The organism is Streptomyces sp. NPDC021012, assembly GCF_044333355.1.
Lineage (GTDB): Bacteria > Actinomycetota > Actinomycetes > Streptomycetales > Streptomycetaceae > Streptomyces.
The window spans coordinates 1-11,463 of sequence record NZ_JBIRQU010000016.1; the positions used below are offsets into that span (position 1 = coordinate 1).

Consider the following 11,463-nt stretch of genomic DNA (forward strand, 5'->3'; position numbering starts at 1 on the left):
TCCTTCGTTCCCGTTTCCGGGCCCTCCGGGCGCTTCCTTCGTTTCCGACTCTATCAGATCTTTCCGATCCGATTTCCTCGGTGCTTTCCGGTCCCGAGTTTTTGTTTCTTCGGGGCCTTCCGGCGTGTTCCGACTTTATCAGAAGTTCTGAGTCGGATTTCCCGCCTCCCGGTTCGTCCTCCTGGCGCACAGTGGCGCCGGGGGATTCCCGATCTGGCGGAGCCGTAAACGTACTGGAGCGGGGCGCCCCGATGCAAATCGAGGGGCCCCGCTCCGGTGACGCGCTGGTCAGGCGTCTCAGACCTCGACGACGACCGGGAGGATCATCGGGCGGCGGCGGTAGGTGTCGGAGACCCACTTGCCGACGGAGCGGCGGATCAGCTGCTGGAGCTGGTGGGGTTCGACGACGCCGTCCTGGGCCGACTTGTTGAGGGCCTGGTCGATCTTCGGGAGCACTGCGTCGAAGGCGGAGTCCTCGATGCCGGAGCCGCGGGCGTGGATGTACGGGCCGGCGGTGATCTTGCCGGTCGAGGAGTCCACGACGACGAAGACCGAGATGATGCCCTCCTCGCCGAGGATGCGGCGGTCCTTGAGGGAGGTCTCCGTGACGTCGCCGACCGAGAGGCCGTCCACGTACACGTAGCCCGCCTGGACCTTGCCGGTGATGCGGGCGCGGCCGTCGACCAGGTCGACGACGACGCCGTCCTCGGCGATGACGATGTGGTCCTTGGGGATGCCCGTCATCGCGCCGAGCTCGGCGTTGGCGCGCAGGTGGCGCCATTCGCCGTGGACCGGCATGAGGTTCTTCGGTCGGCAGATGTTGTAGAAGTACAGCAGCTCGCCGGCCGAGGCGTGGCCCGAGACGTGGACCTTGGCGTTGCCCTTGTGGACCACGTTCGCGCCCCAGCGGGTCAGGCCGTTGATCACGCGGTAGACCGCGTTCTCGTTGCCCGGGATGAGGGAGGACGCGAGGATCACCGTGTCGCCGGGGACGATGCGGATCTGGTGGTCGCGGTTGGCCATGCGGGACAGGGCAGCCATGGGCTCGCCCTGGGAGCCCGTACAGACCAGCACGACCTCGTCGTCCGGCAGGTCGTCGAGGGTCTTCACGTCCACGACGAGGCCGGCCGGGACCCGGAGGTAGCCCAGGTCGCGGGCGATGCCCATGTTGCGGACCATCGAGCGGCCGACGAAGGCGACCCGGCGGCCGTACTCGTGGGCGGCGTCGATGATCTGCTGGATGCGGTGCACGTGGCTGGCGAAGCTGGCCACGATGATGCGCTTCGGGGCGTTCGCGAAGACGTTGCGCAGGACGTTCGAGATGTCCCGCTCCGGCGGGACGAAGCCCGGGACCTCGGCGTTCGTCGAGTCGGACAGCAGGAGGTCGATGCCCTCCTCGCTGAGCCGCGCGAAGGCGTGGAGGTCGGTCAGGCGGCCGTCCATCGGGAGCTGGTCCATCTTGAAGTCGCCGGTGGCGACGGCCATGCCCGCGGGGGTGCGGATGGCGACGGCCAGGGCGTCCGGGATGGAGTGGTTGACCGCGACGAACTCGCAGTCGAAGGGGCCCAGCTGCTCGCGGTCGCCTTCCTTCACCTCGAGGGTGTAGGGGCGGATGCGGTGCTCCTGGAGCTTCGCCTCGATCAGGGCGAGGGTCAGCTTGGAGCCGATGAGCGGGATGTCCGGCTTCATCCGGAGCAGGTAGGGGACGGCACCGATGTGGTCCTCGTGGCCGTGCGTGAGCACGACGCCCTCGATGTCGTCGAGGCGGTCCCGGATGATGGTGAAGTCCGGCAGGATCAGGTCGACGCCCGGCTGCTCCTCCTCGGGGAAGAGGACGCCGCAGTCGACGATCAGCAGACGGCCGTCGAACTCGAAGACCGTCATGTTGCGGCCGATCTCGCCGAGACCGCCGAGCGGGATGACTCGCAGGCCGCCCTTGGGCAGCTTCGGCGGGGCGCCGAGTTCAGGATGCGGATGACTCAAAAGACTCTCCTCACCATGCGCGCCACGTACCGATCGGACACGTGGCGCGCATGACAATCGTGCACTTGCTGTTGTCAGTGTTCAGTTGTGAAGTCTGTTGTCAGAGTTCTACCCCGCCGGCGGCCAGGTCGACCTTGAGCTGGGCCGTCTCCTCGGGGGAGAGCTCGACGAGCGGCAGGCGCAGCGGGCCGGCCGGGAGGCCCTGGAGGGCGAGGGCGGCCTTGGTGGTCATGACGCCCTGGGTGCGGAACATGCCGGTGTAGACCGGGAGCAGCTTCTGGTGGATCTCGGTGGCCTTCTGGACCTCGCCGCCGAGGTGGGCGTCGAGGAGGGCGCGGAGTTCCGGGGTGACGAGGTGGCCGACGACGGAGACGAAGCCGCAGGCGCCGACGGAGAGCAGCGGGAGGTTGAGCATGTCGTCGCCGGAGTACCAGGCGAGGCCGGAGCGGGCGATGGCCCAGCTGGCGCGGCCGAGGTCGCCCTTGGCGTCCTTGTTGGCGACGATGCGGGGGTGCTCGGCGAGGCGGACGATCGTCTCGGTGTCGATCGGGACGCCGCTGCGGCCGGGGATGTCGTAGAGCATCACGGGGAGGCCGGTGGCGTCGGCGATGGCCGAGAAGTGCCGGTACAGGCCCTCCTGCGGGGGCTTGTTGTAGTACGGCGTGACGGCGAGGAGGCCGTGGGCACCGTCGCGCTCGGCGGCGCGGGCGAGTTCGAGGGAGTGGTGGGTGTCGTTGGTGCCGATGCCGGCGACGACGTGGGCGCGGTCGCCGACCGCCTCCAGTACCGCTCGTACGAGCTGCGATTTCTCCGCGTCGCTGGTGGTCGGGGACTCGCCGGTGGTGCCGTTGATGACGAGGCCGTCGTTGCCTGCGTCCACCAGGTGGGTGGCGAGTCGCTGGGCACCGTCGAGGTCGAGTGCGCCGTCCGCCGTGAAGGGCGTGACCATGGCGGTGAGGACCCGCCCGAAGGGGGTCTGCGGAGTGGAGATCGGAGCCATGGGTAACACGCTACTCGCTGCTCAGCGCCGGGTGTCCCCTAGGGGGACAGGAGAAAGGGAGCCCGGCGCTGCCTGCTCGGGGGTTCAGGCAGCGCCGGGTCCGTTTGATCAGCCTAGATGAACTTCGCGAAACGTCGCAATACGGACACTTCCTCTCGTGTGTTCGGACATGTGTGCCCCACAGGGCTGGAGAGTCGTCCAGCTCTGGTGCCCGCCCGTCACGAGGACGTCCTACCGGAGGATGAGATTCGGCCGCTTTGATGAAAAAGGGCACCAAAACGTCGGTTCCGTCGTCTGTACCTGTGACGCAGTACGACGAGGAGAAGGAGAGTGGCCCTGATGTTCCGCCGGAGAGAGGCCGTACCGTTCGCGTTCGTCGCGGAGGCCGACCACTTCCGCAGTAACGTCACTCCACCGCCCCGGGAGCGCCTCAGCGCCTCGCAGATCGTGGGCCGCACCCTGCTCGGGCTGACCGTCGTGGCCGGCCTCGCCGGGTCCCTCATCTTCGGGATGCCCTCGCTCCAGTCGGGGGACTCGGCCACTCGTCACCAGCAGTCCGAGGCCTCCGACAACCGCTGAGGTAGCCTCACCGGGCACCGCCCCTTCGAGCGTGCTTGTGAGTGAGGACCTGTCGTGCCCCTGCCCTTCCTGACGGCCGACCGTGCTTTTGACACGACCGACCATGTCGCCCTGCCGTTCGACGACCACGATGAGTGGCGTCGTCCGTACCGGCCGGGGTCGTGGCGGGTGGGGGCGGCGGCGCTCGCGCTGCTGCTCGCCTCGTTCGTCCTGCTCGCCGCCGTGATCATCGCGGCGGCCGGAGCCTTCGGCGGCGCGGGCGTCACGCTCGGCGTCGCCGTGCTCGTCATCGCGGCCGCGCTGCGGATGCTGCGCGTCGGCGCCTGGGTCAGCCGCGCCGGGGTGCGACGCGTGGGCTTCTTCTCGACCGTCACCGTCCCCTGGACCAAGGTGACGTCCGTACGGACCGCCCAGCAGCCGGTGCGCTGGCTGGGTCTCCCCCGCACGGTCCAGGGCCAGGCCCTGGTGCTCGACCGGCAGGGTGGTGAGCAGCTGCTGCTGCTCACCACCCACAATGCCGACTTCCTCTCCCGGATCGAGGCCTTCGACCGGGCGGCCGACACGGTCGAGGCCTGGAACGCCGAGTACGGCGCGGCCCCGGCCGTCACGCGCTGACCGGACGCCCCTCGTGGAGCGCGATGGCCCGCTGCATCGCCTTGCGGGCCCTGGGGGTGTCCCGGGCGTCGTGGTAGGCCACCGCGAGCCGGAACCAGCAGCGCCAGTCCTCGGGTGAGTCCTCCGCCTCGGCCTTGCGCAGGGCGAAGACCTCGTCGGCCGAGTCCCGGTCGATCCGGCCGCCCTGCGTGCGCTTCAGCTCGTCGACCGGCAGGCCGCCCTCGGCCTCCAGCTCGGCGGCCAGGCGGTTGGCCCGGCGCGCGAAGCCGGTGTTCTTCCAGAGGAACCAGCCGCCGACGACGGGCAGCAGGAACGCGACGGCTCCCATGCCCATGGCGGCCGGCTCGCCCGTGAGGAGCAGCAGGACGCCCTCCATCGCCACCACGCCGAAGACGAGGACGAGGACGGTGGCCAGGAAGACGTACGTGATCTTTCCGCCCATGACCGTCAGCCCAGGTCCAGGAAGTGCTCCAGGCCGAAGGTGAGGCCCGGAGCGGTGGTCACGCGGCGGGCGCCCAGGAGGACGCCCGGCATGAAGCTGGAGTGGTGCAGCGAGTCGTGGCGGACGGTGAGGGTCTCGCCCTCGCCGCCGAGCAGGACCTCCTGGTGGGCGAGGAGGCCCGCCAGGCGTACCGAGTGGACGCGGACGCCGTCGACGTCCGCACCGCGCGCCCCGTCGAGGGCGGTGGCCGTGGCGTCGGGCTGCGGGGCGCAGCCTGCCTTCGACCGGGCCTCGGCGATGAGCTGGGCGGTCCTGGTCGCCGTACCGGAGGGCGCGTCGACCTTGTGCGGGTGGTGCAGCTCGACGACCTCGACCGACTCGAAGTACGGGGCGGCGATCTGCGCGAACTTCATGGTGAGGACCGCGCCGATGGAGAAGTTCGGCGCGATGAGGACGCCGGTCTCCGGGGAGGCGGCGAGCCAGGCGTTCAGCTGCGCGAGCCGGTCCTCGGTCCAGCCGGTGGTGCCGACCACCGCGTGGATGCCGTGGCGCACGCAGAATTCGAGGTTCTCCATCACGGAGTCCGGGGTGGTCAGCTCGACGACGACCTGGGCGCCCGCCTCGGTGAGGGTCTCCAGGGAGTCGCCGCGGCCCAGGGCCGCGACCAGTTCCATGTCCTCGGCGGCCTCGACGGCCTTCACGGCCTCGGAGCCGATGCGGCCCTTGGCTCCGAGGACCGCCACACGCAGCTTGCTCATAGCTCTTCCTTACGGGACTCGTGGGTCAGGAGACCGCTTGGTGGAGGCGGTCCGCCTGCTTGTCCTTCAGCGGGCCGATCACCGACAGCGAGGGCCGCTGCTCCAGTACATCGCGGGCGACCTCGCGGACCTCGTCCGGGGTGACCGCCGCGATCCGGGCCAGCATGTCGTCGACCGACATCTGGGTGCCCCAGCACAGCTCGCTCTTGCCGATGCGGTTCATCAGCGCGCCGGTGTCCTCCAGGCCGAGCACGGTCGAGCCGGAGAGCTGGCCGACGGCGCGGTTGATCTCCTCGTCCGTGAGGCCGTCGGAGGCGACCTTGTCGAGCTCGTCGCGGCAGATCTTCAGGACGTCGTGGACCTGGCTGGGGCGGCAGCCCGCGTACACCCCGAAGAGGCCGCAGTCGGCGAAGCCCGAGGTGTACGAGTACACGCTGTAGGCCAGGCCGCGCTTCTCGCGGACCTCCTGGAAGAGGCGGGAGGACATGCCGCCGCCGAGGGCGGTGTTCAGCACGCCGAGGGCCCAGCGGCGCTCGTCGGTGCGGGCCAGGCCCGGCATGCCGAGGACCACGTGGGCCTGCTCGGTCTTGCGGTTCAGGAGCTCGACGCGGCCCGCCGTGCGGATGGTCCGGGCGCCCTCGCGGGGGGCGACGGGGACGGCGTCCGTACGGGTCAGGGCGCCGGCCTTCTCGAAGGCGCGGCGGACCTGGCGCACCACCGTGGCGTGGTCGACGTTGCCGGCGGCGGCGACGACCAGGTGGGTCGGGTCGTAGTGCTTCTTGTAGAAGCGGGCGATCTGGCCGCGGCTGAGCGCGTTGATGGTGTCGACGGTGCCGAGGACCGGGCGGCCCAGCGGGGTGTCGCCGAACATCGTCTGCGCGAAGAGCTCGTGCACGACGTCGCCGGGGTCGTCCTCGGTCATCGCGATCTCTTCGAGGATGACGCCGCGCTCGGCGTCCACGTCCTCTTCGAGGATGAGCGAGTCGGTGAGCATGTCGCAGACGACGTCGATCGCCAGCGGCAGGTCGGTGTCGAGGACCCGGGCGTAGTAGCAGGTGTACTCCTTCGCCGTGAAGGCGTTCATCTCGCCGCCGACCGCGTCGATCGCGGCGGAGATGTCGAGGGCGGACCGCTTGCGGGTGCCCTTGAAGAGGAGGTGCTCCAGGTAGTGGGTCGCGCCGTTGAGCGTCGGGGTCTCGTCGCGGGAGCCGACGTGCGCCCAGATGCCGAAGGTGGCGGAGCGCACGGAGGGGAGGGTCTCGGTGACGATCCGCAGGCCCCCGGGGAGGGTCGTGCGGCGGACCGTGCCGATGCCGTCCTTGCCGGGGAGAAGCGTTTGGGTACGGGCGACGGCCCGCCCCTCCGAAGAGGGGCGGGCCGTCGCGCGGGAACTACGGGACGTCACTTGGCAGCGTCGTCCTTGTCACCCTCGGCGTCCTCGTCCGCGATCACGGGGATCAGGGAGAGCTTGCCGCGCTGGTCGATCTCGGCGATCTCGACCTGGACCTTGGAGCCGATCGCGAGCACGTCCTCGACGTTCTCCACGCGCTTGCCACCGGCGAGCTTGCGGATCTGCGAGATGTGCAGCAGGCCGTCCTTGCCCGGGAGCAGGGAGACGAAGGCACCGAAGGTGGTGGTCTTGACGACCGTGCCCAGGTAGCGCTCGCCGACCTCCGGCATGGTCGGGTTGGCGATGCCGTTGATCGTGGCGCGGGCGGCCTCGGCGGCCGGGCCGTCGGCGGCACCGATGTAGATGGTGCCGTCGTCCTCGATCGTGATCTCGGCGCCGGTGTCCTCCTGGATCTGGTTGATCATCTTGCCCTTGGGGCCGATGACCTCACCGATCTTGTCCACGGGGATCTTGACGGTGATGATCCGCGGGGCGTTCGGGGACATCTCGTCCGGCTTGTCGATCGCTTCCATCATCACGTCGAGGATGTGGAGGCGGGCGTCGCGGGCCTGCTTGAGGGCCGCGGCCAGGACGGAGGCCGGGATGCCGTCCAGCTTGGTGTCGAGCTGGAGGGCGGTGACGAACTCCTTCGTACCGGCGACCTTGAAGTCCATGTCGCCGAAGGCGTCCTCCGCACCGAGGATGTCGGTGAGGGCGACGTAGTGCGTCTGGCCGTCGATCTCCTCGGAGATCAGGCCCATGGCGATGCCGGCGACGGGGGCCTTGAGCGGCACACCGGCGTTCAGCAGGGACATGGTGGAGGCGCAGACCGAGCCCATGGACGTCGAACCGTTGGAGCCGAGGGCCTCGGACACCTGGCGGATCGCGTAGGGGAACTCCTCGCGGGTCGGGAGGACCGGCACGAGGGCGCGCTCGGCGAGGGCGCCGTGGCCGATCTCGCGGCGCTTGGGGGAGCCCACGCGGCCGGTCTCGCCGACGGAGTACGGCGGGAAGTTGTAGTTGTGCATGTAGCGCTTGCGGGTCACCGGGGAGAGGGTGTCCAGCTGCTGCTCCATGCGGAGCATGTTGAGGGTGGTGACGCCCAGGATCTGGGTCTCGCCACGCTCGAACAGGGCGGAGCCGTGCACGCGCGGGATGGCCTCGACCTCGGCGGCGAGCGTACGGATGTCCGTGATGCCGCGGCCGTCGATGCGGACCTTGTCCTTGATGATGCGCTCGCGGACCAGCTTCTTGGTCAGCGCGCGGTAGGCACCCGAGATCTCCTTCTCGCGGCCCTCGAAGGCCGGGAGGAGCTTCTCGGCGGCGAGCTCCTTGATGCGGTCGAGCTCGGCCTCGCGCTCCTGCTTGCCGGCGATGGTGAGCGCCTGGGCGAGCTCGCCCTTGACGGCGGCGGAGAGCGCCTCCAGGACGTCGTCCTGGTAGTCGAGGAAGACCGGGAACTCGCCGGTGGGCTTGGCGGCCTTGGCGGCGAGGTCCGACTGGGCCTTGCAGAGGACCTTGATGAACGGCTTCGCGGCCTCGAGACCGGCGGCCACGACCTCCTCGGTCGGCGCCTCGGCGCCGCCCTTCACGAGCTCGATGGTCTTCTCGGTGGCCTCGGCCTCGACCATCATGATCGCGACGTCGCCGTCCTCCAGGACGCGACCGGCGACGACCATGTCGAAGACGGCGTCCTCGAGCTCGGTGTGCGTCGGGAACGCGACCCACTGGCCCTTGATCAGCGCGACACGGGTGCCGCCGATCGGGCCGGAGAAGGGCAGGCCGGCCAGCTGCGTGGAGCAGGAGGCGGCGTTGATCGCGACCACGTCGTACAGGTGGTCGGGGTTGAGCGCCATGATCGTCTCGACGATCTGGATCTCGTTGCGCAGGCCCTTCTTGAAGGAGGGGCGCAGCGGCCGGTCGATCAGGCGGCAGGTGAGGACGGCGTCCTCGGAGGGGCGGCCCTCACGGCGGAAGAAGGAGCCGGGGATCTTGCCGGCCGCGTACATCCGCTCCTCGACGTCCACCGTCAGGGGGAAGAAGTCGAGCTGGTCCTTGGGGCGCTTCGAGGCGGTGGTCGCGGAGAGGACCATCGTGTCGTCGTCCAGGTAGGCGACGGCGGAGCCGGCGGCCTGCTTGGCCAGACGGCCGGTCTCGAAGCGGATGGTGCGGGTACCGAAGGCGCCGTTGTCGATGACGGCCTCGGCGTAGTGGGTCTCGTTCTCCACTATGGGTTTCTCCTACGTGTTCGTCTTTGCGTCCTTCGGCCCGTGTGGCCGGGGACGGTGTGCGACGGGGCGGAGAGCTCGCCCAGGATGCGGGCCGGTCTTCGATCGAAGCACCCGGGCATTCGGTTCCGGGGGCCACTACCGAGGACCGGCGGCTGGCCGGCGGCTTCACGCTCGTCGTATGGGGTTGTGCGACCAGACTAAATGTCGATGCGCACTTTGTGCACGTACAGCAAAGGGAGCGGCCCCCTGAAAGTGGGAACCGCTCCCTCCACGGCTGCTTACTTGGCGCCGCCGGCCGCACCGCGGCGGATGCCGAGGCGGTCGACCAGCGTACGGAAGCGCTGGATGTCCTTCTTGGCCAGGTACTGCAGCAGGCGGCGGCGCTGGCCGACCAGGATCAGCAGACCACGACGGGAGTGGTGGTCGTGCTTGTGCTGCTTGAGGTGCTCGGTCAGGTCCGAGATGCGACGGGACAGCATGGCGACCTGGACCTCGGGGGAGCCGGTGTCGCCCTCCTTGGTGCCGAACTCGGCCATGATCTGCTTCTTGACAGCGGCGTCGAGAGCCACGCGGATCTCCTCTAGGTGTTCGTGCGCCCGCGAGTGCCCCTGGTCTAGGTCTCAGGGGAAGCTTCCGTGACTCGACGGGCGAAGGTCCGATGGGCGCAGCTTCCAGAGGCGCCCGAGTGATCTCGGGGCATTCCGGGAGCGCGTACACAAACGGCCGTCACACAGCGTACCAGGGCGGCGGAGGGGCCTGTCGCCCGGTCCCTCATTTGCTGGTGAGGGAGCGGACCCGGGTGAAGACGTCGAGGACCGCGAGGGCGAGCGGGACGAGGGAGAGCAGGACGAAGCCCTCGGCCAGGTCGAGGAGCCGGCCCCAGAACGGGGAGAGGCCCTTCCTCGGGATGATCAGGCCGATCGCGGTGGTCAGCGCGGCGCCGGCGGCGACGGCGGCGGTGAGCCAGATCGTACGGATGTCGAGGCCGCCCCGGTCCCCGTACAGGAGGAGGTCCCTGACCAGGTCGGCCGGCGGGTTGAGGGAGAGGCCGAGGACGAGCAGCGCGATGGCGGCGAGGCCGGCGACGAGGACGCAGACGACCTGCGAGGTGTACCGGAAGAGGCGGGCGCGCAGCAGCATCGCGAGGCCGCCGGCGAGGGCGAGGAGCTGGCCCCAGACGTTTCCGGCGAAGCCGAGGACGGCGGCGGAGCCGACGAGGACGGCCGCGCAGCCGCCGACCAGGCCGAGGAGCATCTCGTGGCCGCGGCGGGCCTGGAGCGCGATGCGCTCCGCGTCGACGGGCTGCGCCTCCTCGCCCTGCTGCGGGTCGGCGGAGAACTCGTCTTCGGCGGCGCTGCGCGGGGCGGCGTAGCCGATGGGGAGCCGGGCGAAGCGGGCGGAGAGGCCGGGCAGGAAGGCGATGAGGCCGATGGCGAGGGGGGCGCAGGCGGCCGCGGTCTCGGAGGCGGAGATCTCGGTGAGGACCGCCAGGAAGGTGGCGAGGGTGCCGACGCCGGCGAGGAAGGTGGCGGCCACGAAGGGGGCGTCGCCGCTGGGGGTGAGCGCGACGAGGGCCACGGAGGCGACGAGGACGGTGACGCAGCCGAGCAGGAACTGCAGGCGGCCGGGGCCCTGGCCGGCGTCGGGGGCGATGATGCCGGAGCCGGCGATGAGGAGCAGGGGCAGGGCGCCGAGGCCGAGGGCGACGGCGGTGGCCCGGTCCGCGTAGACGCGGGCGCGGACGCCGGCGAAGGCGGTGAGGAGGAAGCCGGCGGCGCCCGCGATGATCCCGGGGAGGCCGTGCATGTCGTGGCGGACCGGGTCGGCGAACCAGAGGACGAAGCCCATGAGGACGAGGAGCAGCACGCCGCCGAGGAGTCCGGCGCCGCGCAGCAGTTCGTCGCTCCACAGGTGCCGGTCGCGGGTGACGGCGGAGGCGACGGCGTCGGACACGTCGTCGTAGACGGCCGGCGGGAGGGACTGGGCGAAGGGGCGCAGGGAGAGCACCTCGCCGTCGAGGACCTGCTGGGCGGCGAGGGTGCGGGCGCCGTCGAGGACGGATCCGTCGCGGCGGACCAGGTGGTAGCCGGTCGGGGTGCCCGCGGCCTGGGTCTGCCCGGTGAGGCGCAGGATCTCGGGGTAGACGTCGGCGACGGCGATGTCCTCGGGGAGCGCGACGTCGATGCGGCTGTCCGGCGCCACGACGGTGACGCGGCAGAAGCCGGTCGCTGCGGTCGTACTCACGTGTGTGGACCCCCTGATTCGCGGTTGCGCCCGTCGGATTCGCGGTGACGCGCGTTCTGATTCGCGGTTGCGCACGATGCGCGCGCCACCCTACCGGGGACGGCCGGTGGGGGCTGCAAGTAGGATCGCCGTCCCATGGGGGAAGTCCGCGCGCTCGGCTGCCGACAGGGGTGGCGTACGGATGCTCCCGCCACGAGCCCACCTCCAACGAGGGATTGATG

Annotated in this window: 10 protein-coding genes; 2 read left to right on the plus strand and 8 right to left on the minus strand. The window is 70.3% G+C overall.

Annotated elements, in window-relative coordinates; translation table 11 throughout:
* Positions 1–297 precede the first annotated feature (297 nt).
* Entirely contained in the window at positions 298–1,983 is a 1,686-nt protein-coding gene (locus ACH4TP_RS34440; RefSeq protein ID WP_389232538.1) for a ribonuclease J, read from the minus strand.
* A gap of 100 nt (positions 1,984–2,083) precedes the next feature.
* Complete coding sequence (gene dapA, locus ACH4TP_RS34445) at positions 2,084–2,983, minus strand: 4-hydroxy-tetrahydrodipicolinate synthase (RefSeq protein ID WP_398189781.1); 900 nt, start codon at positions 2,981–2,983, stop codon at positions 2,084–2,086.
* A gap of 339 nt (positions 2,984–3,322) precedes the next feature.
* On the opposite strand from dapA, the gene ACH4TP_RS34450 reads away from it, so the two are divergent.
* Both ACH4TP_RS34450 and ACH4TP_RS34455 read left to right on the plus strand, forming a co-directional pair.
* Positions 3,323–3,562, plus strand: coding sequence for a hypothetical protein (locus ACH4TP_RS34450; protein ID WP_398440145.1), 240 nt, complete (start codon positions 3,323–3,325; stop codon positions 3,560–3,562).
* A 54-nt stretch (positions 3,563–3,616) separates the two neighbouring features.
* Positions 3,617–4,177, plus strand: a complete 561-nt coding sequence (locus tag ACH4TP_RS34455) for a hypothetical protein (RefSeq protein WP_389232529.1) — start codon at positions 3,617–3,619, stop codon at positions 4,175–4,177.
* Here the strand turns inward: ACH4TP_RS34455 and ACH4TP_RS34460 are convergent.
* The 6 genes from ACH4TP_RS34460 to eccD form a co-directional block, all read right to left on the minus strand.
* Positions 4,167–4,619 carry a hypothetical protein gene (locus ACH4TP_RS34460; protein ID WP_389232526.1) on the minus strand — a complete coding sequence of 151 codons (453 nt, stop codon included), beginning with the start codon at positions 4,617–4,619 and terminating at the stop codon, positions 4,167–4,169. The genes ACH4TP_RS34455 and ACH4TP_RS34460 overlap by 11 nt on opposite strands.
* Positions 4,620–4,624: 5 nt before the next feature.
* Entirely contained in the window at positions 4,625–5,377 is a 753-nt protein-coding gene (gene dapB / locus ACH4TP_RS34465; protein WP_389232523.1) for a 4-hydroxy-tetrahydrodipicolinate reductase, read from the minus strand.
* 25 nt (positions 5,378–5,402) lie between these two features.
* Positions 5,403–6,782 carry a M16 family metallopeptidase gene (locus tag ACH4TP_RS34470; RefSeq protein WP_389232520.1) on the minus strand — a complete coding sequence of 460 codons (1,380 nt, stop codon included), beginning with the start codon at positions 6,780–6,782 and terminating at the stop codon, positions 5,403–5,405.
* The gene (locus ACH4TP_RS34475; protein WP_398440146.1) at positions 6,779–8,995 is read right to left on the minus strand and encodes a polyribonucleotide nucleotidyltransferase; all 2,217 of its coding nucleotides are present in this window, start codon (positions 8,993–8,995) and stop codon (positions 6,779–6,781) included. The genes ACH4TP_RS34470 and ACH4TP_RS34475 overlap by 4 nt, the downstream gene beginning before the upstream one ends.
* A 281-nt stretch (positions 8,996–9,276) precedes the next feature.
* The gene (gene rpsO / locus ACH4TP_RS34480) at positions 9,277–9,567 is read right to left on the minus strand and encodes a 30S ribosomal protein S15 (RefSeq protein ID WP_015036567.1); all 291 of its coding nucleotides are present in this window, start codon (positions 9,565–9,567) and stop codon (positions 9,277–9,279) included.
* A 202-nt stretch (positions 9,568–9,769) separates the two neighbouring features.
* On the minus strand, positions 9,770–11,242 hold the full coding sequence (eccD, locus tag ACH4TP_RS34485) for a type VII secretion integral membrane protein EccD (protein WP_398189758.1): 1,473 nt from the start codon (positions 11,240–11,242) through the stop codon (positions 9,770–9,772).
* Positions 11,243–11,463: the final 221 nt, after the last annotated feature.

Bases quoted from the DNA above. Each gene is read 5' to 3' on its own strand.
- ACH4TP_RS34450 (WP_398440145.1), top strand. From the start codon at position 3,323: ATGTTCCGCCGGAGAGAGGCCGTACCGTTCGCGTTCGTCGCGGAGGCC.
- ACH4TP_RS34460 (WP_389232526.1), bottom strand. From the start codon at position 4,619: ATGGGCGGAAAGATCACGTACGTCTTCCTGGCCACCGTCCTCGTCCTC.
- dapA (WP_398189781.1), bottom strand. From the start codon at position 2,983: ATGGCTCCGATCTCCACTCCGCAGACCCCCTTCGGGCGGGTCCTCACC.
- dapB (WP_389232523.1), bottom strand. From the start codon at position 5,377: ATGAGCAAGCTGCGTGTGGCGGTCCTCGGAGCCAAGGGCCGCATCGGC.